This is a genomic window from Streptomyces sp. WAC 04229, from assembly GCF_003947455.1.
Lineage (GTDB): Bacteria > Actinomycetota > Actinomycetes > Streptomycetales > Streptomycetaceae > Streptomyces.
Genome location: NZ_QHJH01000026.1, coordinates 42810 through 64372, shown reverse-complemented (window position 1 = coordinate 64372; position 21563 = coordinate 42810). Strand labels below are relative to the sequence as shown.

25 protein-coding genes are annotated in these 21563 nt (G+C 69.9%); 13 read left to right on the top strand and 12 right to left on the bottom strand.

Annotation, left to right across the window (positions count from 1 at the left end):
* Positions 1 to 118: 118 nt before the first annotated feature.
* Both DMH12_RS10650 and DMH12_RS10645 read right to left on the bottom strand, forming a co-directional pair.
* Complete coding sequence (locus tag DMH12_RS10650; protein WP_007388908.1) at positions 119 to 331, bottom strand: DUF5326 family protein; 213 nt, start codon at positions 329 to 331, stop codon at positions 119 to 121.
* A gap of 174 nt (positions 332 to 505) precedes the next feature.
* Positions 506 to 823, bottom strand: coding sequence for a cupin domain-containing protein (locus DMH12_RS10645; RefSeq protein ID WP_114528306.1), 318 nt, complete (start codon positions 821 to 823; stop codon positions 506 to 508).
* Positions 824 to 882: 59 nt separating this feature from the next.
* Between DMH12_RS10645 and DMH12_RS10640 the strand changes: the two genes are divergently transcribed.
* The 6 genes from DMH12_RS10640 (at position 883) to DMH12_RS10615 (ending at position 5554) form a co-directional block, all read left to right on the top strand.
* Complete coding sequence (locus DMH12_RS10640) at positions 883 to 1269, top strand: phage holin family protein (protein WP_125491320.1); 387 nt, start codon at positions 883 to 885, stop codon at positions 1267 to 1269.
* Positions 1266 to 1760 (top strand): low molecular weight protein-tyrosine-phosphatase, encoded by a 495-nt coding sequence (locus DMH12_RS10635; RefSeq protein WP_125491319.1) that lies wholly within the window; start codon positions 1266 to 1268, stop codon positions 1758 to 1760. Before DMH12_RS10640 ends, DMH12_RS10635 begins: the two co-directional genes overlap by 4 nt.
* Complete coding sequence (locus DMH12_RS10630) at positions 1757 to 2935, top strand: cystathionine gamma-lyase (protein ID WP_125491318.1); 1179 nt, start codon at positions 1757 to 1759, stop codon at positions 2933 to 2935. Before DMH12_RS10635 ends, DMH12_RS10630 begins: the two co-directional genes overlap by 4 nt.
* A gap of 205 nt (positions 2936 to 3140) precedes the next feature.
* Positions 3141 to 4046: a LysR family transcriptional regulator gene (locus DMH12_RS10625; protein ID WP_125491317.1), complete on the top strand. Its 906-nt coding sequence runs from the start codon at positions 3141 to 3143 to the stop codon at positions 4044 to 4046.
* Between the two features lie 70 nt (positions 4047 to 4116).
* Positions 4117 to 4599, top strand: coding sequence for an NUDIX domain-containing protein (locus DMH12_RS10620; protein ID WP_122616530.1), 483 nt, complete (start codon positions 4117 to 4119; stop codon positions 4597 to 4599).
* An 88-nt stretch (positions 4600 to 4687) separates the two neighbouring features.
* The gene (locus DMH12_RS10615) at positions 4688 to 5554 is read left to right on the top strand and encodes a GNAT family N-acetyltransferase (RefSeq protein ID WP_125491316.1); all 867 of its coding nucleotides are present in this window, start codon (positions 4688 to 4690) and stop codon (positions 5552 to 5554) included.
* Positions 5555 to 5578: 24 nt separating this feature from the next.
* On the opposite strand, the gene DMH12_RS10610 is transcribed toward DMH12_RS10615, so the two are convergent.
* Together DMH12_RS10610 and DMH12_RS10605 are read right to left on the bottom strand one after the other, a co-directional pair.
* Entirely contained in the window at positions 5579 to 5998 is a 420-nt protein-coding gene (locus DMH12_RS10610; RefSeq protein ID WP_125491315.1) for a heme-binding protein, read from the bottom strand.
* Between the two features lie 194 nt (positions 5999 to 6192).
* Positions 6193 to 7404, bottom strand: coding sequence for an MFS transporter (locus tag DMH12_RS10605; protein WP_125491314.1), 1212 nt, complete (start codon positions 7402 to 7404; stop codon positions 6193 to 6195).
* A 140-nt stretch (positions 7405 to 7544) separates the two neighbouring features.
* Between DMH12_RS10605 and DMH12_RS10600 the strand changes: the two genes are divergently transcribed.
* Both DMH12_RS10600 and DMH12_RS10595 read left to right on the top strand, forming a co-directional pair.
* Positions 7545 to 8009, top strand: a complete 465-nt coding sequence (locus DMH12_RS10600; RefSeq protein WP_125491313.1) for a MarR family winged helix-turn-helix transcriptional regulator — start codon at positions 7545 to 7547, stop codon at positions 8007 to 8009.
* Positions 8010 to 8048: 39 nt separating this feature from the next.
* On the top strand, positions 8049 to 8501 hold the full coding sequence (locus tag DMH12_RS10595; protein WP_125491312.1) for a GNAT family N-acetyltransferase: 453 nt from the start codon (positions 8049 to 8051) through the stop codon (positions 8499 to 8501).
* 79 nt (positions 8502 to 8580) lie between these two features.
* On the opposite strand, the gene DMH12_RS10590 is transcribed toward DMH12_RS10595, so the two are convergent.
* A complete protein-coding gene (locus DMH12_RS10590) occupies positions 8581 to 9966 on the bottom strand; it encodes a serine hydrolase (RefSeq protein ID WP_125491311.1) in 1386 nt (461 codons plus the stop codon).
* 81 nt (positions 9967 to 10047) lie between these two features.
* Entirely contained in the window at positions 10048 to 10728 is a 681-nt protein-coding gene (locus DMH12_RS10585) for a TetR/AcrR family transcriptional regulator (RefSeq protein WP_125491310.1), read from the bottom strand.
* A 72-nt stretch (positions 10729 to 10800) separates the two neighbouring features.
* Here DMH12_RS10585 and DMH12_RS10580 point away from each other — a divergent pair, with 72 nt between their 5' ends.
* Entirely contained in the window at positions 10801 to 11916 is a 1116-nt protein-coding gene (locus DMH12_RS10580; protein ID WP_125491309.1) for an NAD(P)/FAD-dependent oxidoreductase, read from the top strand.
* Between the two features lie 11 nt (positions 11917 to 11927).
* On the opposite strand, the gene dnaB is transcribed toward DMH12_RS10580, so the two are convergent.
* Entirely contained in the window at positions 11928 to 13406 is a 1479-nt protein-coding gene (gene dnaB, locus DMH12_RS10575) for a replicative DNA helicase (protein ID WP_125491308.1), read from the bottom strand.
* 459 nt (positions 13407 to 13865) lie between these two features.
* On the opposite strand from dnaB, the gene DMH12_RS10570 reads away from it, so the two are divergent.
* Positions 13866 to 15203 (top strand): MATE family efflux transporter, encoded by a 1338-nt coding sequence (locus DMH12_RS10570; RefSeq protein ID WP_125491307.1) that lies wholly within the window; start codon positions 13866 to 13868, stop codon positions 15201 to 15203.
* A 92-nt stretch (positions 15204 to 15295) separates the two neighbouring features.
* Here the strand turns inward: DMH12_RS10570 and rplI are convergent, their stop codons facing one another.
* The 4 genes from rplI to rpsF form a co-directional block, all read right to left on the bottom strand.
* Entirely contained in the window at positions 15296 to 15742 is a 447-nt protein-coding gene (gene rplI, locus DMH12_RS10565; protein ID WP_007388913.1) for a 50S ribosomal protein L9, read from the bottom strand.
* 18 nt (positions 15743 to 15760) lie between these two features.
* Entirely contained in the window at positions 15761 to 15997 is a 237-nt protein-coding gene (rpsR, locus tag DMH12_RS10560; protein WP_003949403.1) for a 30S ribosomal protein S18, read from the bottom strand.
* A gap of 44 nt (positions 15998 to 16041) precedes the next feature.
* Positions 16042 to 16641, bottom strand: a complete 600-nt coding sequence (locus tag DMH12_RS10555) for a single-stranded DNA-binding protein (protein WP_122616540.1) — start codon at positions 16639 to 16641, stop codon at positions 16042 to 16044.
* Between the two features lie 79 nt (positions 16642 to 16720).
* Positions 16721 to 17011 (bottom strand): 30S ribosomal protein S6, encoded by a 291-nt coding sequence (gene rpsF, locus DMH12_RS10550; RefSeq protein ID WP_003975025.1) that lies wholly within the window; start codon positions 17009 to 17011, stop codon positions 16721 to 16723.
* A 278-nt stretch (positions 17012 to 17289) separates the two neighbouring features.
* Between rpsF and DMH12_RS10545 the strand changes: the two genes are divergently transcribed.
* The 3 genes from DMH12_RS10545 (at position 17290) to DMH12_RS10535 (ending at position 19946) form a co-directional block, all read left to right on the top strand.
* The gene (locus tag DMH12_RS10545) at positions 17290 to 17595 is read left to right on the top strand and encodes a hypothetical protein (protein ID WP_125491306.1); all 306 of its coding nucleotides are present in this window, start codon (positions 17290 to 17292) and stop codon (positions 17593 to 17595) included.
* A gap of 136 nt (positions 17596 to 17731) precedes the next feature.
* Positions 17732 to 18853 carry a peptidoglycan bridge formation glycyltransferase FemX gene (femX, locus tag DMH12_RS10540; RefSeq protein ID WP_064728796.1) on the top strand — a complete coding sequence of 374 codons (1122 nt, stop codon included), beginning with the start codon at positions 17732 to 17734 and terminating at the stop codon, positions 18851 to 18853.
* Between the two features lie 61 nt (positions 18854 to 18914).
* Positions 18915 to 19946, top strand: coding sequence for an alanine racemase (locus tag DMH12_RS10535; RefSeq protein ID WP_064728797.1), 1032 nt, complete (start codon positions 18915 to 18917; stop codon positions 19944 to 19946).
* A gap of 78 nt (positions 19947 to 20024) precedes the next feature.
* On the opposite strand, the gene DMH12_RS10530 is transcribed toward DMH12_RS10535, so the two are convergent.
* On the bottom strand, positions 20025 to 21533 hold the full coding sequence (locus DMH12_RS10530; protein WP_125491305.1) for a glycosyltransferase family 87 protein: 1509 nt from the start codon (positions 21531 to 21533) through the stop codon (positions 20025 to 20027).
* Positions 21534 to 21563 lie beyond the last annotated feature (30 nt).

Genomic DNA, 21563 nt, shown 5'->3' with positions numbered 1-21563 from the left:
AGATGTGTATAAGAGCCGCCTAATCGCCGGTCACCGCCCGCCGACGGCCCGTCCGGGAAACTTCCCTCGCCCGAGGGAACCAGTGGTTCCCGTTACCACCACCCTTGTCCCACGGCCCTCACCAGTCGCTGCGCGAGGACGAACTCGACATGAACTTGCGCACGACGTAGATCAGTCCGCCGACGAGAGCCACGAAGACCAGCAGCTTGAACAGCAGTCCGATCACGAACCCGACCACGCTGGCGATGAGCCCGCCGAACACGACCAGGGCGATGACCGGCACCGCGATCCACTTCACCCACCACGGCAGTCCCGTGAAGATCTCTCGCATGGCCCTCGTCCTTACCTTCCACCCGTTCGGGGAACGGGCCCCGCGTGGGCCCGGTCTCCCGCTGGGAATGCTCTGATGTCCTGCACCCGATGCTAGGGCCGCGAAGGTCCCGGCAGGGCGCACGCACCCCTTGTCTCCCCCTGACCGTTCCCCTAGGGAACCCCGGGTGAGGACTCAGCTCTCCGGCGGAGAGAACACCACGAGAACCCGAAGATCCTCACTGATGTGGTGGAACTTGTGGGCGACCCCGGCCGGGACGTAGACCACACTGCCGCGGGCGACCTGGGTGGTCTCCATGCCCACGGTGATCGCCGCCCGCCCGCTCACCACGAAGTACACCTCGTCCTGCGCGTGCGGGTTCTGTGGATCGGACGTACCCGCGTCGAGGGCGTACAGGCCGACCGACATGTTCCGCTCACGCAGGAACTGCAGGTAGGCACCGTCGTTGGCGGCGCGCTCCGCCTCCAGTTCGTCCAGCCGGAATGCCTTCATCGCCTCGTCCGCCCCTGCCTCACCGTTCGTATCCGATCGCGTCTGCCACGATCAGACACATGAAGAATTTCCTAGTCAAGACGATCGCCAACGCCGGCGCCCTCGCGGTCGCCGTCTGGCTGCTCGACAAGATCACCCTGACTGGGGGCAGCACCGGTGAGAAGGCCGTCACGCTGATCGTGGTGGCGCTGGTGTTCGGCCTGGTGAACATGGTGGTGAAGCCGATCGTGCAGGTGCTCACCTTCCCCCTGTTCATCCTGACCCTCGGTCTGTTCACGCTGGTCGTCAACGCGCTCATGCTGCTGCTCACCTCATGGGTGGCCGACAAGCTCGACGTGAGTTTCCACGTCGACGGTTTCTGGACCGCAGTCCTGGGCGGTCTGATCATCTCGATCGTCTCCTGGGCCCTCAACGCGTTCCTGCCCGACGGGGACCGGTCGCGATGACCTACCGCGTCTGCTTCGTCTGCACGGGCAACATCTGCCGTTCCCCGATGGCCGAGGCCGTCTTCCACGCGCGCGTGGAAGACGCCGGGCTCGACGGCCTGGTGACGGTCGACAGCGCCGGCACCGGCGGCTGGCACGAGGGCGACGCGGCCGACCCGCGCACCGTGGCCGTCCTGGCGGAGCACGGGTACGACCTCGGCCACACCGCCCGGCAGTTCCAGCAGTCCTGGTTCTCCCGCCTCGACCTCGTCATCGCCCTCGACGCCGGCCATCTGCGGGCCCTGCGCCGGCTGGCGCCCACGGAGGAGGACGCGGCCAAGGTGCGCCTGCTGCGCTCCTACGATCCCGCGGCCGAAGACGGTGACCTGGACGTTCCGGATCCGTACTACGGGGGGACGGACGGTTTCGAGGAGTGCCTTGAGATGGTGGAGGCGGCGAGCGGAGGACTGCTCGCCGCGGTACGCGAGCGAGTGGAGGGACGGGCGGCATGAGTGATTCCGCTACGAACGACGAGCACGGCGGGCCCGCGCCGGGGACGCCCACCGGCAGCGGCGACGGCACGCGCGCGGTGCGGGCCGGGCTGCCCGAACCCGTCAAACACGAGCCGACCCTGCCCGGTCCGGTGTTCGCCGCCCACTTCCATCTGCCCGGCGAGCCGACCGGCCCGTACACCTACGGCCGCGACGAGAACCCGACCTGGACGCACCTGGAAAGGGCCATCGGCGAGCTGGAGTCTCCCGGGCGGGAGGGCGTCGAGACGCTCGTGTTCGCCTCCGGCATGGCCGCGATCTCGTCGGTGCTCTTCTCGCAGCTGCGCGCCGGGGACGCGGTCGTGCTGCCCAGCGACGGCTACCAGGTGCTGCCGCTGGTCCGTGCCCAGCTGGAGGCGTACGGCATCGAGGTGCGCACCGCGCCGGCCGGCGGGGACGCCCAGCTCGACGTGCTGGACGGGGCGAAGCTGCTGTGGATCGAGACACCGTCCAACCCCGGTCTCGACGTGTGCGACGTACGACGGCTCGTCGAGGCGGCCCACACGCGCGGCGCCCTCGTCGCCGTCGACAACACCCTCGCCACACCGCTCGGACAGCGTCCGCTGGAGCTCGGCGCCGACTTCTCCGTCGCCAGCGGCACCAAGCAGCTCACCGGCCACGGAGACGTCCTCCTCGGATACGTGGCGGGCCGCGACGCCGAGGCGATGACCGCCGTACGGCGCTGGCGCAAGATCGTCGGCGCGATCCCCGGCCCCATGGAGGCCTGGCTGGCGCACCGTTCGATCGCCACCCTCCAGCTGCGGGTCGACCGGCAGAACGCCACCGCGCTCCGGGTCGCCGAGGCGCTCCGGGCGCGGCCCGAGGTCACCGGTCTGCGGTACCCGGGGCTGCCCGACGACCCCTCGCACAAGATCGCCTCGCAGCAGATGCTGCGCTACGGGTGCGTCGTCTCCTTCACGCTGGCCACGCGCGCGCAGGCCGATCGTTTTCTCGACACGCTGCGGCTGGTTGAGGGTGCGACGAGCTTCGGCGGGGTGCGGTCCACGGCCGAGCGGCGCGGGCGCTGGGGCGGCGACGCGGTGCCGGAGGGCTTCGTGCGGCTCTCGGTCGGCGCGGAGGACCCCGAGGACCTGGTGGCCGATCTGCTGCGCGCACTGGACGAGACGGCGGACTGAACCGACGTACGACGGCCGTACAACGGACGGTCCGAGCCTCCCCCCTCGTGGCTCGGACCGTCCTCCGGTTCCGCGCGCGAAGAACCGCGCGACCAAGGCTAGTTGACTCTGTGTCAGTGTCCAATCACAGTAGCGACAGCGACCTATCGACATATTTATAGTTGGCCACGCGGGGGCCGGAGACGTTCGCAAGAGGGGGCATTCCGTGGATCTGGCCTTGCTGCGCACCTTTGTCACCGTGCACCGGGCCGGTTCCTTCACGCGTGCGGCAGCTCTACTCGGCCTCTCACAGCCCGCCGTGACCTCGCAGATCCGCACGCTGGAGCGCCAGCTCGGCCGCCCGTTGTTCCTGCGCCAGGCCCGCGGCGTGACCCCGACGACCATCGGCGACGAACTCGCGCACAAGGCCGCGCCTCATCTCGACGCCCTCGTGGAGATCGCCGAGACCGGTGTCCAGGACGACTCCTCCCTGCGGACCCTGCATCTCGCCGGGCCGCCCGAGTTCACCGCCGAGCGGGCGCTGCCCGCCCTCACCGAGCTCACCGGTGAGGACGGACAGGGCTTCGCGCTGCGCGCCTCGTTCGGGAACGCGGAGGAGACCCTGGAGGGGCTGTCCGCCGGACATCATGATCTGGCCATCGGCACGGCGCGTCCCCGGGGCGTGCTGCTCACGGCGACTCCGCTCTGCGACGAGGAACACGTCCTGGTCGCCGCGCCGAGCTGGGCCGAGCGAGCGGGCGTCGACAAACCCCACAGCACCGACGCGCCTGCGCTGGAGCGCGTACCCGTGATCGAGGTGCACGAGTCGCTGCCCTTCGTCGCCCGCTACTGGGCGTCCGTCTTCGACGCCCGCCCCGCCGCCCCCGGCACGATCGTCGCCCCCGACCTGCGTGCCGTCCTCGCCTGCACGGTCGCCGGCGCGGGTCTCGCCGTACTGCCCGGCTACCTGTGCGCACCGGCGCTGGAGCGCGGCGAGGTGGTCGCACTGCACAACCCGGCGGTACCGCCGCTGCGGACGTACTTCCTCGTGGTGCGGACCGGCACGTTGGCGATGCCGCACATCGCCCGGGCCCATGAGTGGCTGCTGCGCGCGGCGGCCGACTGGAACTGAGCCGACGGGCTCGCGAGCTGTGGGTGCGCGGCAATGTTTCACGTGGAACCAACCGGGCCACATTTCTCCCATGACCGTCCGACCCGTGGTCAAGCGCACCGCTCGCGCCGTTCTCCTGGACCGCGAGCACTTGATCCTGATCAAGCGCACCAAGCCCGGCGTCGATCCCTACTGGGTCACGCCCGGGGGCGGGGTCGAGCCCGAGGACGCCACCGTGGTGGACGCACTGCACCGCGAGGTGTACGAGGAACTCGGCGCCAAGATCACCGACGTCGTCCCCTGCTTCGTGGACACGGTGGAGCACATCGGCGAGGACGGCGGCGCGACCGGCGTGAAGGTGCAGCACTTCTTCGTCTGCCATCTGGGGTCCATGGACCCGGCCCTGCGGCACGGCCCGGAGGTCGACGAGCCCGCCGGCGAGTACGAGATCGTCCGGGTGCCGTTCACCCGGGTCGGGATCGCCTCGGTCCACCTGGTGCCGCTGTCGCTGCGGCACTACCTGGACGGCAACATCGAAGGGGTGCGGGCTCTGCACGCCCCCGATCTCGGCTGAGCCGCTCAGGCACGACATGGCCAAAAGCTTGCCCGTTCCCCCGGAAACGGGTGGACGCGGGCGCCCGCTGTCGGCCAGCCTGACCTGCGTGCCGACACCTTCCCCCGCCTCCGCTCCGATCCGCCGTCTGACGCTCCGCGATCTCACCGCGTGCGCCGACCTGTCCGAGGACCGGGGGTGGCCGCGCGAGGAGCACAAATGGGGGTTCCTCCTCACCGCCGGGACGGGGTACGGCATCGACGATCCTGGCGGTGGTCTCGTCGCCGCCTGCACCGTTACGGAGTACGGTCCGCATGGCCGGCCCTCCCTGGCCGCCATCGGCATGGTGCTGGTGGCCGAGCGCCACGCCCGCCGGGGCGTCGGCCGCAGGCTGATGCGCCACGTCGTCTCCGAACTGGGCACCACCCCCCTGACCCTGCACGCGACCCCGTACGGCCGGCCGCTCTACGAGGAGCTCGGCTTCAAGGTCACCGGCCGGGCGGAGATGGTCCGTGGGCGTTTCACCATGGTGGGGCCCGAGCCCGGGATCGCCACGCGGGCAGCCACGGCCGAGGACCTCACCACGATCCTCCGGCTCGACGAGGAGGTGTTCGGCGCCGACCGCACCCCCATCGTCACGCGCCTGCCCGCCTTCGCGGACCAGCTGCGGGTCGCCGAGGAGGACGGCCGGATCATCGGTTACGCCGCGGCCTGGCCGAACATGGACACCCACGTCGTGGGCCCGTTGATCGCCCGGGACACCGAGACGGCGAAGGCGCTGATCGGTTCCCTGGCCGCCCGCACCGAACGCCCGCTGCGCACGGACATCGACGCGCGCCACGAGGAACTGCTGGCCTGGGTGCGGGAACGCGGCCTGGCGGTGGTCGCCCCGAACGCCGTGATGACGTACGGCATCACCGAACTGCCCGGTGACTGGACCCGACGGTTCGCGCCGCTGACGGTGGCGGCGGGCTGACCGGGGCGACCTGACCGCTTGCCGTCAGGCGAGGGCCTTCACGGCGGCGGAGGCGAAGCCGTGGTCCTGGTCGGGTGCGCCGCCGCCCACTCCGATCGCGCCGATCAGCCGGCCCTCGCGGTGCACGGGCACGCCGCCCGCGATGAACAGCAGGGGCCGGTCGAGTGCCGTGGGCAGGGTGTGGAAGAGCCCTCCGGGCTGAACGGCGTCGACGAGGTCGGCGGTGGGGGCGTTCAGCTGGAGCGCGGTGTAGGCCTTGCGGGTGCTGGTCTCGCCGGAGATCAGGACGGCACGGTCGTCGCGCCGGAAGGCGAGCAGGTGACCGCCCGCGTCGAGGACGGTGACGCTGACGGTCACCCCGGCGGCCTCGGCGGCGCGGTGGGCGGCGGTGACAAGGGACTCGGCGTCCTCGATCGTCAGCGGGGCGACAGCAGTGGTGCTCATGGGGTTTCTCCTTGATCGATGCCCCTTGGGGGCGGTGGTGGGTGGCGCGGCGGCGTGGTGCAGGTGCGGGAGTGCGCCGGCGGTGCGCTGCGGCGCGTGGTGCGGGTGCGGCGTCCGGTGCGGTGCTTCGGTGAACGCCGTGCGGAGTGGACCGCGGGGTGCGGGGACGGCCCTGGCCCCGCACCCCGGGTCGGTCAGTGGTGGACGGCTGCGGCGCGCTGCTCCGCGGGCGTGGAGCCCGCGACGACCGCGGCGGGCGCGCCCTCGCGCCGTTCGAGCGAGGCCGAGAGGACGGCGAGGAGAAGGGCGGCGGCGGCCAGCACGGCCCCGACCCAGTTCGGGGCGGTGTAGCCGAAGCCGGCGCCGATGACCACGCCTCCGAGCCAGGCGGAGAGCGCGTTGCCGAGGTTGAAGGCGCCGATGTTCACGGCCGAGGCCAGCGTCGGGGCGCCGTGCGCATGGTCCAGGACGCGCTTCTGCAGCGGCGGCACGGTGGCGAAGCCCAGGGCGCCGATGAGGAAGACGGTCACGGCCGACGCGATCTTGTCGTGTGCGGTGAGGGTGAAGAGGGCCAGTACGACGGCCAGGGCGCCCAGGGAGATGTACAGCATCGGCATCAGGGCGCGGTCGGCGAACTTGCCGCCGACGAGGTTGCCGCCGACCATGCCGAGGCCGAAGAGGACCAGCAGCCAGGTGACGGAGCCGTCCGCGAACCCCGCGACGTGGGTCATCATCGGCGCGATGTAGGTGATGGCCGCGAAGACGCCGCCGAACCCGAGGACGGTCATGGCCATCGCCAGGAGGACCTGGACGTTCTTGAAGGCGGCCAGTTCATGGCGCAGCCGCACGCCCTCGGGCTTGGGCACGTCCGGGACCAGCTTGGCGACACCGGCCAGACCCACGACGCCGAGCGCGGCGACGACGGCGAAGGTGACGCGCCAGCCGGCGGACTGCCCGATGAGCGTGCCCAGCGGGACGCCGACGACATTGGCGACGGTCAGACCGGTGAACATCATCGCGATGGCACCGGCCTTCTTGTGCGGGGCGACCAGGTCGGCCGCGACGACCGAGCCGATGCCGAAGAAGGCGCCGTGGGCGAGAGACGCGACCACGCGGCCGATCAGCATGACGGAGAAGGCGGGGGCGAGGGCGGAGAGCAGGTTGCCCACGATGAACAGGCCCATCAGCAGCATCAGCATCCGCTTGCGCGGGACCTTGGTGCCGAGGACGGTCATCAGCGGGGCGCCGAACATCACGCCGAGCGCGTATCCGGTCACCAGGAAGCCGGCGGTGGGGATGGAGACCCCGTAGTCGCTCGCGACCTCGGGCAGCAAGCCCATGATCACGAACTCGGTGGTTCCGATACCGAAGGCCCCGATCGCGAGGGCCAGAAGCGCGAGAGGCATGGAGGGGTACACCTTCCCAGAAGATTGCAGGAGCGCTTTGCGTGCGTTCACAATAGTTGCAGACGCGGGATATATGCAAACGCAGACTATTGCATGCCTGGTCTATCCTGGTCTCAGCCACTCCGGGACGGAGGAACCACATGACAGCGACGGACCCCGCGCTCACCGCCCTCTCCCAGGGCTGGTGCGCACTCTCCCTGCTGCACGGGAGGATCGAGGCCCACATCGAGCGCGCACTGCAGGCCGGGCACGACCTGAGCGTGCGCGAGTACGCCCTGCTCGACGTGCTCAGTCGGCAGCACGACGGCGACGGAGGGCACCTGCAGATGAAGCAGGTCGCCGACGCCGTCGTACTCAGCCAGAGCGCGACGACCCGCCTGGTCACCCGGCTCGAGGACCGCGGGCTGCTCGAGCGCTACCTGTGCCCCACGGACCGCCGCGGCATCTACACCAACGTCACCGCGGCCGGCCTCAAGCTGCTGGACGAGGCTCGGCCCACCAACGACGCCGCGCTGCGCGAGGCCCTCGACGAGGCAGCCGCCAACCCCGACCTCGCCCCGCTGGTCCGGGCCGTGGAGACCCTCAAGGCGCCGGTGCCCGCCTAGCCCGACTCGGGGCGCGGCCCACGGACATAGGGTGCGGTCATGGCAGATCTTGAAATACGCCGGACCACCGCAGCGGACATCCCGGCGGTCGTCGCGATGCTCGCCGACGACCCCTTGGGCGCCCAGCGTGAGTCACCGGAGGACCTGAACCCGTATCTGGCCGCGCTCGAACGGCTCGACGCCGATCCGAACCAGCACGTGGTCGTCGCCGTCCGCGACAGCCGTGTCGTCGGCACCCTCCAGCTGACGATCGTCCCCGGCCTGTCCCGGCGTGGCGCCACCCGGTCGATCATCGAGGGTGTACGCATCCACGCCGACGAGCGCGGCAGCGGCCTGGGCACACAGCTCATCGAGTGGGCGGTCGACGAGTCCCGTCGGCAGGGATGCCAGTTGGTGCAGCTCACGTCCGACAAGACCCGCACCGACGCTCACCGTTTCTATGAGCGTCTGGGCTTCTCGGCCTCGCACACGGGGTTCAAGCTCCAGCTGTGAGCAGTACTTCCATCCGGAGCGCCCAACGGCTGGGGGGCCTGTTTCACGTGAAACAGGCCCCCCAGCCGTTGGGCAACGCCTAGCCGATCCCTCGCCAGCCCTCCGGGTCCACCCCGCCCGGCACGGGAGAACCCGCGTCGTACGGCTGCCGAGTGAAGACGAACGATCCCAGGTCCAGGTGGCTCACACTTCCGTCCGGACGTCGTACCGCCTCCAGCAGTTCCCCGGCGTAGTAGCCCTCCAGGCCCGTCCAGGTCCCGTCACCGATGGCCCGGAAGCGCGACCGTCGGCCCTGACCCGACAAGGGCTCCAGCGACACTCCCCCGTCGGAGGTCAGCCGCAGGGCGAAGGCGTGCGTCCCCCAGTACCACTGCCCGGCCAACTCCAGTACGGAGGCGTCCGCCTGCGGCAGCGGGCGCCACGGTTCAGGGATCCGGGGTTCCGCCTCGGCGACGATACGCACGAGGTCGGCACCCACCCCGCCGAGCAGCGGTCCGGAGGTGCAGTTGGTCAGCACCACCGCGGCGACGTCGTCGTCCACGGCGATGGTGAGGTTGGCCAGGAAGCCCGGCAGGGAGCCGGAGTGCCCCACGAGCAGCCGCCCGTCCCGGTGCTGGATCTGCAGTCCCAGGCCGTACGCCGCACCATCCGCGACGTCCGCGGCCTCGACCGCTGCGGCGGGGGCCCGCATCTCCCGGATGGTGTCCGCGCACAGGACCCGGTCGTCCCCCGTGGTCAGAAAGACGGCGAACCGCGCCAGATCCCCGGTGGTGGACCAGAGTTGACCGGCGGGGGCCATCCTGCCGAGATCCTCGGCCGGCTCGGGCAGCATCACGTCGGCCCAGGGATGCACCGCCCAGCCACCCGCGTGCGGAGTGCTCGGGCGCGTCGCCGTGCGCTCCAGGCCCAGCGGCTCCAGCACCTCCCGCCGCAGCACGTCCTCCCACGCGGCACCGCGAAGCTCCTCGACCAGCGCACCGAGCAGGGTGTAGCCGGGGTTGGAGTAGTGGTGCCGGCGGCCCACCGGGTGCAGCAACGGCCGCTCGCCCAGCACGTCGGTGAGCTCGGGCCGCAGTGATCCCGGCGTCCGCTCCCACCACGGCGCGGGCGACTCGGCGGCCAGTCCGCCCGAATGGGCCAGCAGTTCGGCGATCGTGGCCTCACCCGCCCCGGTACCCGGCAGATGCTTCTCCAGAGAGTCACCGAGGTCGAGAAGACCCTCATCACGCAGCCTCAGGACGAGAACAGCCGTGAACGTCTTGGTGATCGAGCCGATGCGGTACTGCACGTTCTCGTCGGGGCCGTGCCCGTCGACCGAGGTCCGCGCACCGTGCCACACGGTCCGTCCGCCCCGGACGACCGCCGCCACGAGCGAGGGCGTGCGCCCCTCGGCCTGTGCCACGGCGATCCGGTGCAGCAACTGCCGACGGGTGGCGGGAAGCAGCTCATCCTGAGGTGTCGTCATGCCCCCAGTCCACCGTCCCGGGCGGTCCACGTCGAGCCGATTACGTCGCGGCCCCGGCCCGTGGCCTGCGCGGCGAGCACGTCACCTTGAGATGCGGGCTTCGATGCCTGCGAGCAGGAAGTCCAGGCCGATCTGGAACGTTTCGTCGGCGTCCAGGTGGGCGGCATCGCGCACCACCGTGGCCAGCGCAGGAAATCGGCCCGTCGCAAAGGTCCGTTCCAGGTAGGGCCCGAGTGAGGTCTGCCAACGCCGCTCGTCCATCCCGGTGGCTCGCTCCGCACGCCGGTCGGCGATCTCCCGGCGCACCGCCCCGATCACGTAGGCGTCGACCGCGGTGACCACCGGCATCACGGCGTCCACGTCGACGCCGTCCAGCGCGGCCACCACGGCCTCGCCCCTGGCCAGCGCGTGCGGCCCGAGCTGCGGTCGCCCACCGAGCAGGTCGGCGAGCCATTCGTGCTCGTGAGCCGCCCGCCGAGTCGTCTCGGCAAGAGACCGCAGCACCTCCCGCCAACTGTCCCCGACCGGCCGGATCTCGGCGTAGACCGCGTCGACCATCAGGTCGAGCAACTCCTCCTTGCCGGCGATGTAGCCGTACAGCCGCATCGGCCCCACACCCAGCGCGGTGGCGACCTTGCGCAGCGACACCGCCTCCAGACCGTCCGCGTCGGCCAGCCGGATCGCCGCTCGCACGATCTTCTCCCGGTTCAGCGGGGCCGGCACGGGTCGTTCCGGCGGCTCCGGCCTCTCCCATACCAACATGCCGCTAACCGTACATCGCATGGAGCGATACAGTGTATCGAGCGGTACGGTGTATCAGCGGGAGGGACAACCATGACATCCACCATCGCCATCGTCGGAGCCGGCCTCGGCGGCCTCGCGCTCGCCCGTGTGCTGCACGTGAACGGCATGGACGCTGTCGTCTACGAGCGTGAATCGTCACGCGTCGCGCGTGGTCAAGGCGGCATGCTGGACATCCACTCCGGCCAGCGGGCGCTGCGCGAGGCCGGCCTGATCGACCAGTTCCACGCCATCGCCCGGGGTGAAGGCCAGGACATGCGCCTTCTGGAGCCGGACGGCACCCTCCTCCTCCAGGAGGACACACCCGACGGCGCCCCACTCGACCGGCCCGAGGTGGACCGCGCCGCTCTGCGCGACCTGCTGCTGGACTCGCTCCCCGAGGACACGGTGCGCTGGGGGCACGCGTTCAGGAGCGCCGATCACGGCCTGCTGCACTTCGCCGACGGCGGCAGTGCCGCGTACGACCTGCTGGTCGGCGCGGACGGCGCGCAGTCCCGGGTCCGCGCGCTGCTCACCGACGCCTGCCCGTCGCACATCGGCCAGAACATCGTGGAGGTCGGCATCCCCGACATCGACCGCACGCATCCCGACCTCGCGGCGATGGTCGGGCGCGGCAACTACTGGGTGCTCGGCGACGGTCTGTCCCTGGCGGCGCAGCGCAACGGCGACGGCCGTGTCCGTATCGGCCTCAGCTTCTACAACACCGGCGAGGACTGGTTCGCCACCAGTGGGATCCCGTTCGACGACCCGCCCGCCGCCCGGGCCCGGCTGATCGAACTGCTCCCCGGCTGGGACGCGCGGTTCACCGCGCTGATCGCGGCCTGCGACGACACGGTCGTGCCGCGACCGATCACCACGCTCCCGGTCGGCCTGACCTGGCCGTCGAGGCCGGACGTCACGCTGCTCGGCGACGCCGCACACCTGATGCCACCGGTGGGAGAGGGCGCCAACATGGCGCTGCTCGACGGCGCCCTGCTCGGCCTCGCGCTGGCCGCGCGCCCGGACGACGTCGGCACCGCCGTCAGCGCGTACGAACGCGAGATGTTCGAACGCACGGGCGCCGCCGCCCGGATGTCCGCCGGCCTCCACGAACTGCTGACCTCACCGGACGCCGCCCAGAAGATGCTCGCGTTCTTCCAGCCGGACTGACGGACCCGCGCTCAGGTCTGCGCCATGTCCACGAACCGCGAGTAGTGGCCCTGGAAGGCGACGGTGATCGTCGCCGTCGGACCGTTGCGGTGCTTGGCCACGATCAGGTCGGCCTCGCCCGCGCGCGGGGACTCCTTCTCGTAGGCGTCCTCGCGGTGCAGCAGGATGACCATGTCGGCGTCCTGCTCGATCGAGCCGGACTCACGCAGGTCGGAGACCATGGGCTTCTTGTCGGTGCGCTGCTCGGGACCACGGTTCAGCTGGGAGAGCGCGATGACCGGGACCTCCAGCTCCTTGGCCAGGAGCTTGAGGTTGCGGGACATGTCCGAGACCTCCTGCTGACGGCTCTCGGCGCGCTTGGAGCCGCCGGACTGCATCAGCTGGAGATAGTCGATCACCACGAGCCTGATGTCGTTGCGCTGCTTGAGACGGCGGCACTTGGCCCGGATCTCCATCATCGACAGGTTCGGGGAGTCGTCGATGTAGAGCGGGGCCGCCGAGACGTCCGGCATCCGGCGGGCCAGGCGGGTCCAGTCGTCGTCCGTCATCGTGCCGGACCGCATGTGGTGCAGCGCCACGCGGGCCTCGGCGGACAGCAGACGCATCGCGATCTCGTTGCGCCCCATTTCGAGCGAGAAGATGACGCTCGGGAGATTGTTCTTGATCGACGCCGCGCGGGCGAAGTCCAGCGCGAGCGTCGACTTGCCCATGGCGGGGCGGGCGGCGATGACGATCATCTGACCGGGGTGCAGACCGTTGGTCAGCGAGTCGAAGTCCGTGAAGCCCGTGGGCACACCGGTCATCTCGCCGCTGCGCGAACCGATCGCCTCGATCTCGTCGAGCGCGCCCTCCATGATGTCGCCGAGCGGCAGGTAGTCCTCGCTGGTGCGCTGCTCGGTGACGGCGTAGATCTCGGCCTGGGCGCGGTTGACGATCTCGTCGACGTCGTCGTCGGCCGCGTACCCCATCTGCGTGATCCGGGTGCCGGCCTCCACCAGGCGGCGCAGGACGGCCCGCTCGTGCACGATCTCCGCGTAGTAGGCGGCGTTGGCGGCCGTCGGCACGGTCTGGACGAGGGTGTGCAGATACGAGGCGCCGCCGACCTTGTTGATCTCACCGCGCTTGGTGAGTTCGGCCGCGATCGTGATGGGGTCGGCCGGCTCGCCCTTGGCGTAGACGTCGAGGATGGCCTGGTAGACCGTCTCGTGGGCGGGCTTGTAGAAGTCGTGGCCCTTGAGGATCTCGACTACGTCGGCGATGGCGTCCTTGGACAGGAGCATTCCGCCGAGGACGGACTGCTCGGCGTCCAGGTCCTGCGGGGGGACTCGCTCGAACGACGGTCCACCGCCGTCCCACGAGCCGTTGTCCGCGCCGCGCTCGTGCTGCTCGTCGCGGCCCCGGCCTCCGTCACCGCGCCGACGGGCAGTAGGCAGACGATCACTGGGACCGCTGTCGGCCCACGGGTCGTCCAAGGGCTCGGAAATGCTCACCGAGCCACCTCCTCCCGTCCGCCGAGCGGACCTCGCCGTGCCCCTCATTTCTACGGCACGGCACTGACAAATAAGACGCCCAACTCCGGTTCTGGCGCGTCGGTTTTGTGATGGTTCACAGGGCGACGGACGGAGCGGGCGCCGGACCACCGTAGGCCGGTCGGCACCGTCAGCCAATCTGGTTATCCACAGGCCATGTGGACGACGGGCCAGATGCTGTGGAGAACTCCGCCAAACCTGTGCACGACCCGGTGGACAGCCCTGTGAACAAGCCCGCAGCCAGATCGCAGAAGCGACCCTGACCTGCAAGTTCACCATCCACGGCCTGTGCAGAAGAAAAACTTGCCCGGTCAGCTCAAGATCACTTCGAACGGTGCCCAGAAGTGCACGGGGAGAGACGGTGGGTAAGGGTTGCAAAAGCTTTGCATCTCTTACCTGTGGACGATTAGATTGGTGCTCATGACACAGGCCCCCGCGCGTCCCCGAACCGTCCGGCGCCGGCACGACCGAGAGATCGTCGCGCTGGCCGTTCCGGCCTTCGGCGCGCTCGTCGCCGAGCCCCTTTTCGTGATGGCCGACAGTGCGATCGTCGGCCATCTCGGCACCGCGCAACTCGCCGGACTCGGGATCGCCTCGGCCCTGCTCACCACAGCCGTCAGCGTGTTCGTCTTCCTCGCCTACGCCACCACGGCGGGCGTGTCCCGGCGCGTGGGTGCGGGTGACCTCCAAGCCGCGATCCGCCAGGGCATGGACGGCATCTGGCTGGCGCTGCTGCTCGGAGCCGCCGTCATCGCCGTCGTACTGCCCACGGCTCCGTCCCTCGTGGAGCTCTTCGGTGCCTCCGACACGGCGGCCCCGTACGCCATCACCTATCTGCGCATCTCCTCCCTCGGCATCCCCGCCATGCTCGTCGTGCTCGCCGCGACGGGTGTCCTGCGCGGACTCCAGAACACGCGGACCCCGCTCTACGTGGCCATAGGCGGCTTCGTCGCCAACGCCGTCCTCAACGTCCTGCTCGTCTACGGCGCCGGCCTCGGCATCGCGGGATCCGCCTGGGGCACCGTCGTCGCTCAGTACGGCATGGCCGCGGTGTACCTGTGGGTCGTGGTGCGCGGAGCGCGACGCCACGGGGCGTCCCTGCGTCCGGACGCCGCCGGCATCCGGGCATCCGCTCAGGCCGGGATGCCGCTGCTCGTGCGCACACTCTCGCTGCGGGCGATTCTCATGATCGCGACGGCCGTTGCGGCCCGCCTCGGAGACGCCGACATCGCGGCCCACCAGATCATCCTGTCCCTGTGGAGCCTGATGGCCTTCGCCCTCGATGCCATCGCCATCGCCGGTCAGGCCATCATCGGACGCTACCTGGGCGCCGGGGACGCCAAGGGTGCCCGCGAAGCCTGCCGCAGGATGGTGGAGTGGGGTGTCGCGGTCGGCGTCGTACTCGGACTGCTCGTGGTGCTCTCCCGCCCAGCGTTCCTGCCCTTGTTCACCGGTGACTCCGCGGTCAAGGACGCCGCGCTACCGGCGCTGGTGATCGTGGCCGTCGCGCAGCCGATCTGCGGAGTGGTCTACGTCCTGGACGGTGTCCTGATGGGTGCGGGTGACGGCCCGTACCTGGCCTGGGCGATGCTGCTGACCCTGGCGGTCTTCACTCCCGCGGCCCTCCTCGTCCCCGCCGTCGGCGGAGGGCTCACCGTGCTGTGGGCGGCCATGACGCTGATGATGGGGATGCGGCTGGTGACGCTGTGGCTGCGCACCAGGTCGGGTCGCTGGATCGTCACGGGCGCGACGCGGTGACCGTTTCACGTGAAACACAATGAAGAGGGGGCCGTATCTCCCAGCTGGGAGATACGGCCCCCTCTCACATCGCTTCAGCGAGAGCAGAGCGCTCAGGCAGCGACGACCTCGACGCTGACCTTGGCGTCAACCTCGGGGTGCAGACGCACGGACGTCTCGTGAGCGCCCAGGGTCTTGATCGGCGAGCCCAGCTCGATGCGGCGCTTGTCGACCTCGGGGCCACCGGCAGCCTTGATCGCCGAAGCGACGTCGGCCGGGGTAACGGAACCGAAGAGACGACCGGCGTCGCCGGAGCGGACGGCCAGACGGACCTTCACACCCTCGAGCTGGGCCTTCACCTGGTTGGCCTGCTCGATGGTCTGGATCTCGTGGATCTTGCGAGCGCGACGAATCTGCTCGACGTCCTTCTCGCCACCCTTGGTCCAGCGGATCGCGAACTTCCGCGGGATCAGGTAGTTGCGAGCGTAACCGTCCTTGACGTCGACGACGTCGCCCGCGGCACCGAGGCCGGAGACCTCGTGGGTGAGGATGATCTTCATTGTTCGGTCACCCTTCCCTTATCGCGCGGTGGAGGTGTAGGGCAGCAGCGCCATCTCACGGCTGTTCTTCACGGCCGTGGCGACGTCACGCTGGTGCTGGGTGCAGTTGCCGGTCACGCGGCGGGCACGGATCTTGCCGCGGTCGGAAATGAACTTCCGCAGCATGTTCGTGTCCTTGTAGTCCACGTACGTGACCTTGTCCTTGCAGAACGCGCAGACCTTCTTCTTCGGCTTGCGCACAGGCGGCTTAGCCATGATGTTTCTCCTGTGTGATCAAGAAGTGTGGGGTGGAGCCCGCCCTAGAAGGGGGGCTCGTCCGAGTAGCCGCCACCGCCGCCGGAGCCGCTGGAGCCACCGCCCCAGCCGCCGCCCTGACCGCCGCCGCCCTGCTGGCCACCGGCGGGAGCGCCGGTCGCCCAGGGGTCGTCGGCCGGAGCGCCGCCGCCCTGCTGGCCGCCACCGGGGCCGCCGCCCCAGCCGCCGCCACCCTGGCCGCCACCGCCGCCGTAACCGCCCTGGCCACCGCGGCCCTGGCCCGAGGTCTTGGTGACCTTGGCCGTGGCACTGCGCAGGCTGGCACCGACCTCGTCGACGTCCAGCTCGTAGACCGTGCGCTTGACGCCCTCACGGTCCTCGTAGGACCGCTGCTTCAGCCGGCCCTGCACGATGACGCGCATGCCTCGCTGGAGCGACTCGGCGACGTTCTCCGCCGCCTGACGCCAGACCGAGCAGGTGAGGAAGAGGCTCTCGCCGTCCTTCCACTCGTTGGTCTGGCGGTCGAAGGTGCGGGGGGTCGACGCGACACGGAACTTCGCGACGGCCGCACCGGACGGGGTGAAGCGCAGCTCGGGGTCGTCGACAAGATTGCCGACGACCGTGATGACGGTCTCGCCTGCCATGGGGGTACCTCTCGGCGGGTTTGCTGCTCTGGCTGCTTGGTTGCTGCTACTCGGATCCCGGGATCAGCTGAGCGGAAGCTCAGTGCATCTCGGGACGGAGGACCTTGGTCCGGAGGACCGACTCGTTCAGGTTCATCTGGCGGTCGAGCTCCTTGACGACCGCAGGCTCGGCCTGCAGGTCGATGACCGAGTAGATGCCCTCGGGCTTCTTCTTGATCTCGTACGAGAGACGACGACGGCCCCAGGTGTCGACCTTCTCGACCTTTCCGCCGCCGTCACGGACGACAGAGAGGAAGTTCTCGATCAGCGGGGAGACAGAACGCTCCTCGAGATCGGGGTCGAGGATGACCATCACCTCGTAGTGACGCATGTGGAACCCACCTCCTTTGGACTCAGCGGCCACGGTCGTTCCGTGGCAGGAGGGTTGCGATGCGTTGGCACCGGCATCAGCGAGTAAACCAGGACCCACTGACAATCGGGCCTCCTCCAGGAAGGCGGCCCGGCCGTGGGAGGCAGCAGACACCAGTGCAGAAGGTACAGAGTACCCGGCCGCGCGCTTGCGGTTGAAATCCGCCCCTGAGGGGACACAATCGATACCCAGCGGATGTGATAGGGCGACGACGCACTGCCTTCGGCAGGAGGTTCCCCATGGCACAGATCATGCGACCGGCAAGGCCCCGGACCGGGCTGCTGGCCACCGACGGCAAACCGCACCCCCTCCAGCACGCGCTGCTCGCCGCGACCGTGGTGCTCGGCGTGCTCGCCCTCGCCACGGCGAGCTTCCGGGGTCTGCACGTCCTGACCTCCTGGGCGGGACTGCTCGGTGTCCTGACCGGCGGATACGGCCAGTACGTCTCCGAGACGACGCGGGAGCGCTTCGGTCTGATCCTGGGCCTGGGAGCCTCCGCGGCCGGACTCTTCTTCGGCATCTACCACGGCGGACTCATCGGCTGAGCCGGTCGTCGCCCGACCGCCGGACCACGGCTTCCAGCCGTACGCCGGACGGGGCGCTCACAGGGCGCAGTAGGCTTCGCGCGAGAGCCGGAGCCCCTGTACCCATGGGGACACACCAGCCCGAGGAGCGCCCCGAATGAGCCTGACCCTGAGGACCATCAGCCGCGAGCAGCATCTGGCCTACATCCAGAGCCTGCCGGCGGCTAGTCACATGCAGGTCCCCGCATGGGCAGACGTCAAGGCCGAATGGCGCTCGGAAAACCTCGGCTGGTTCGACGACCGGACCGGTGAGCTGGTCGGCGCGGGTCTGGTGCTGTACCGGCAGCTGCCCAAGATCAAGCGCTACCTCGCCTACCTCCCCGAGGGCCCGGTCATCAACTGGTTCGCGCCCAACCTCCAGGAGTGGATGGAGCCGATGCTGGCGCACCTCAAGCAGCAGGGCGCCTTCTCGGTGAAGATGGGCCCGCCGGTGATCATCCGGCGCTGGGACGCCACGTCCATCAAGAAGGGCATCCAGGACCCCGACGTCAAGCGCCTGCGGGACATAGAGGCCGACCACATCGAGCCGCGCGCCTTCGAGGTGGCCGACAAGCTGCGCCGCATGGGCTGGCAGCAGGGCGAGGACGGCGGCGCCGGCTTCGGCGACGTGCAGCCCCGCTACGTCTTCCAGGTGCCGCTGGCCAACCGGTCCCTGGAAGAGGTCCACAAGAACTTCAACCAGCTCTGGCGCCGCAACATCAAGAAGGCCGAGAAGGCCGGCGTCGAGGTCGTCCAGGGCGGCTACCACGACCTGGAGGAGTGGCAGCGCCTGTACGAGATCACGGCCGTGCGCGACCACTTCCGGCCGCGTCCGCTGTCGTACTTCCAGCGCATGTGGGCGGCCCTCAACAACGAGGACCCCAACCGCATGCGGCTGTACTTCGCCCGGCACAACGGGGTGAACCTGTCGGCGGCGACGATGCTGGTGGTCGGCGGGCACGTCTGGTACTCCTACGGCGCCTCCGACAACATCGGCCGCGAGGTCCGGCCGTCGAACGCCATGCAGTGGGCGATGCTCCGCGACGCCTACGCCCTCGGTGCGACCGTCTACGACCTGCGCGGCATCTCCGACTCCCTGGACGAGAGCGACCACCTCTTCGGTCTGATCCAGTTCAAGGTGGGTACGGGCGGTCAGGCGGCCGAGTACCTCGGCGAGTGGGACTTCCCGCTGAACAAGCTGCTCCACAAGGCGCTCGACATCTACATGTCGCGCCGCTGACCCCGCACCCACCCCTCATCCCGCACCTCTGACAGCCACCAGAAAGGTTCCAGGTCCGGCCATGGCGCTCACGCTCTACGTCGACACCGCGCGCTGGCGGGCGCACCACAAGCACGTGCAGGAGCAGTTCCCCGGGCTGGTCCCGGTCTGCAAGGGCAACGGCTACGGCTTCGGGCACGAACGGCTGGCGGAGGAGGCGACCCGGCTCGGCTCGGACGTACTGGCCGTGGGCACCACCTACGAGGCCGCCCGGATCAAGGACTTCTTCGGTGGTGACCTGCTGGTCCTGACGCCGTACCGGCGCGGCGAGGAGCCCGTTCCGCTGCCCGACCGCGTCGTGCGCTCTGTGTCGTCCATCGACGGCGTGTACGGCCTCGTCGGCGCCCGTGTGGTCATCGAGGTCATGTCCTCGATGAAGCGGCACGGCATCAGCGAGCAGGACCTGCCCCAGCTGCACGCCGCCATAGAGAACGTCCGGCTGGAGGGCTTCGCCATCCACCTGCCGCTCGACCGTACCGACGGCTCGGACGCCGTCGAGGAGGTCATCGGCTGGATGGACCGGCTGCGCGCGGCCCGGCTGCCGCTGCACACCATGTTCGTCAGCCACCTCAAGGCCGATGAGCTGGCCCGGCTCCAGCAGCAGTTCCCCCAGACCCGGTTCCGCGCCCGGATCGGCACGCGGCTGTGGCTCGGCGACCACGAGGCGACCGAATACCGCGGTGCGGTCCTGGACGTCACGCGGGTCGCCAAGGGCGAGCGCTTCGGCTACCGGCAGCAGAAGGCCGCCTCGGACGGCTTCCTGGTGGTCGTGGCAGGCGGTACGTCGCACGGTGTGGGCCTGGAGGCTCCGAAGGCGCTGCACGGCGTCATGCCGCGGGCCAAGGGCGTCGCCCGGGCCGGCCTCGCCACGGTCAACCGCAACCTCTCGCCGTTCGTCTGGAGCGGCAAGCAGCGCTGGTTCGCGGAGCCTCCGCACATGCAGGTGTCGATCCTGTTCGTGCCCTCGGACGCGGCGGAGCCCACGGTGGGCGACGAGCTGGTGGCCCATCTGCGGCACACCACCACGCAGTTCGACCGCATCCTCGACCGCTAGCGCGTCGGTCAAGGCAAGGGCGGTACACGGCGTTTCCGTGTACCGCCCTTCTCCATGTACGGCCCCGCACGCGTTCGCTCAGAGCGAACTGCCGGTCGGCCGTCGCGTGCCCCACTTCACCCGTGGGCCCTCGAAGCGGACCGTGTGTTGATCGGTCCGAGTAGCGGGGCCCAGGACGAAGACGTCCTCGGCGCCGTCGAGCACGCCGCCCGAAGGGTCGTCGTCACCCGTCCGCCGGACCGGGTCCCGGTCCGGCATCAGGATGTCGCGCACCACCATCACGCAGAGGAACAGCGTTCCCAGCAGATGCACGGCGATGGCCCAGTGGTAGCCGTCCGTGGGCAGGCCCTTGTGGGCGTCGCCGCTGGTCGTGTACGCGAGGTACATCCAGATACCGAGGAAGTAGGCGACCTCGCACGCCTGCCAGATCAGGAAGTCCCGCCACTTCGGCCGGGCCAGCGCGGCCAGCGGCACCAGCCACAGCACGTACTGCGGTGAGTAGACCTTGTTGGTGAGGATGAAGGCCGCCACGATCAGGAAGGCGAGCTGGGCGAACCGCGGACGCCGGGGTGCGGTCAGCGTGAGCGCCGCAACGGCGCCGCAGCACAGCAGCATCAGCAGGGTGGCAAGGGTGTTGACGGTCTCGGTACTGGGCGGGCTGTCGGTGTTCTGGACCAGGATCAGCCAGAAGGAACCGAAGTCCACGCCGCGTTCCTGGCTGAATGTGTAGAACTTCGACCAGCCGTCGAAGGCGAACAGCATCACCGGCAGGTTGACCACGAGCCAGGCGCCGGCCGCGCCTCCCAGGGCTTTTCCGAACTCCCGCCATCTACCCGCGCGCCAGCACAGGACGAGCAGGGGGCCGAGAATCAGGAAGGGATAGAGCTTGGCGGCCGTGGCGAGGCCCAGCAGCACGCCGAAGGCCAGGGGGCGCTCCCGGGACCACATCAGCATCGCGGCGGCCGTCAGGGCGACCGCCAGCAGGTCCCAGTTGACGGTGGCGGTCAGTGCGAAGGCGGGCGCCAGGGCGACCAGCAGACCGTCCCAGGGGCGCCGGGTCTGCGTGCGGGTGACGCAGACCGCGATGACGGCCGCGCAGACCATGAGCATCCCGGCGTTGACCATCCAGTACCACTGCTCCTGGTCCTGGATGGTGCCGCTGCCCGGCGTGAGCCAGGTCGCCACCTCCATGAACACACCGGTCAGCACGGGGTACTCCAGGTACTCCATGTCGCCGGGGAGCTTGTCGAAGTACGGCACGAGTCCGTCGACGAAGCCACGCCCCTGGTAGAGGTGCGGAATGTCCGAGTAGCACGCGTGCGTGTACTGGGAACTGGCGCCGAAGAACCAGGCCCCGTTGTAGCAGGGCGCCTTCTGGATCAGACCGAGGGCGAACATGCCGATCGCCACGAGTGCGATCACGCGCACGGGGGTCCACCAGGACCTGCCGAGCAGGGCGCGTCGGCCCACGGGGCCGCCGATCAGCTCGCTGCCGGCCGCGGCGACCGTGTCCTCCCTGGTCGGCCGCACCGGGTCCGGCTCGTGCACGCTGGCTGGCGTCGATTCTGCACTGGGCATGGGGCACATCCTGCCGTACGCACCTGGGGACACGCGGGG

What these genes read in the sequence shown, in the direction of transcription:
- DMH12_RS10530 (WP_125491305.1), bottom strand. Translation starts at nt 21,533, where the DNA reads ATGTGCCCCATGCCCAGTGCAGAATCGACGCCAGCCAGCGTGCACGAG.
- DMH12_RS10600 (WP_125491313.1), top strand. Translation starts at nt 7,545, where the DNA reads ATGACAGCGACGGACCCCGCGCTCACCGCCCTCTCCCAGGGCTGGTGC.
- DMH12_RS10570 (WP_125491307.1), top strand. Translation starts at nt 13,866, where the DNA reads ATGACACAGGCCCCCGCGCGTCCCCGAACCGTCCGGCGCCGGCACGAC.
- DMH12_RS10585 (WP_125491310.1), bottom strand. Translation starts at nt 10,728, where the DNA reads ATGTTGGTATGGGAGAGGCCGGAGCCGCCGGAACGACCCGTGCCGGCC.
- DMH12_RS10635 (WP_125491319.1), top strand. Translation starts at nt 1,266, where the DNA reads ATGACCTACCGCGTCTGCTTCGTCTGCACGGGCAACATCTGCCGTTCC.
- DMH12_RS10545 (WP_125491306.1), top strand. Translation starts at nt 17,290, where the DNA reads ATGGCACAGATCATGCGACCGGCAAGGCCCCGGACCGGGCTGCTGGCC.
- DMH12_RS10640 (WP_125491320.1), top strand. Translation starts at nt 883, where the DNA reads ATGAAGAATTTCCTAGTCAAGACGATCGCCAACGCCGGCGCCCTCGCG.
- rpsR (WP_003949403.1), bottom strand. Translation starts at nt 15,997, where the DNA reads ATGGCTAAGCCGCCTGTGCGCAAGCCGAAGAAGAAGGTCTGCGCGTTC.
- DMH12_RS10605 (WP_125491314.1), bottom strand. Translation starts at nt 7,404, where the DNA reads ATGCCTCTCGCGCTTCTGGCCCTCGCGATCGGGGCCTTCGGTATCGGA.
- DMH12_RS10535 (WP_064728797.1), top strand. Translation starts at nt 18,915, where the DNA reads ATGGCGCTCACGCTCTACGTCGACACCGCGCGCTGGCGGGCGCACCAC.
- DMH12_RS10620 (WP_122616530.1), top strand. Translation starts at nt 4,117, where the DNA reads ATGACCGTCCGACCCGTGGTCAAGCGCACCGCTCGCGCCGTTCTCCTG.
- DMH12_RS10555 (WP_122616540.1), bottom strand. Translation starts at nt 16,641, where the DNA reads ATGGCAGGCGAGACCGTCATCACGGTCGTCGGCAATCTTGTCGACGAC.
- DMH12_RS10630 (WP_125491318.1), top strand. Translation starts at nt 1,757, where the DNA reads ATGAGTGATTCCGCTACGAACGACGAGCACGGCGGGCCCGCGCCGGGG.
- DMH12_RS10610 (WP_125491315.1), bottom strand. Translation starts at nt 5,998, where the DNA reads ATGAGCACCACTGCTGTCGCCCCGCTGACGATCGAGGACGCCGAGTCC.
- rplI (WP_007388913.1), bottom strand. Translation starts at nt 15,742, where the DNA reads ATGAAGATCATCCTCACCCACGAGGTCTCCGGCCTCGGTGCCGCGGGC.
- DMH12_RS10590 (WP_125491311.1), bottom strand. Translation starts at nt 9,966, where the DNA reads ATGACGACACCTCAGGATGAGCTGCTTCCCGCCACCCGTCGGCAGTTG.
- DMH12_RS10650 (WP_007388908.1), bottom strand. Translation starts at nt 331, where the DNA reads ATGCGAGAGATCTTCACGGGACTGCCGTGGTGGGTGAAGTGGATCGCG.
- rpsF (WP_003975025.1), bottom strand. Translation starts at nt 17,011, where the DNA reads ATGCGTCACTACGAGGTGATGGTCATCCTCGACCCCGATCTCGAGGAG.
- DMH12_RS10580 (WP_125491309.1), top strand. Translation starts at nt 10,801, where the DNA reads ATGACATCCACCATCGCCATCGTCGGAGCCGGCCTCGGCGGCCTCGCG.
- femX (WP_064728796.1), top strand. Translation starts at nt 17,732, where the DNA reads ATGAGCCTGACCCTGAGGACCATCAGCCGCGAGCAGCATCTGGCCTAC.
- DMH12_RS10595 (WP_125491312.1), top strand. Translation starts at nt 8,049, where the DNA reads ATGGCAGATCTTGAAATACGCCGGACCACCGCAGCGGACATCCCGGCG.
- DMH12_RS10645 (WP_114528306.1), bottom strand. Translation starts at nt 823, where the DNA reads ATGAAGGCATTCCGGCTGGACGAACTGGAGGCGGAGCGCGCCGCCAAC.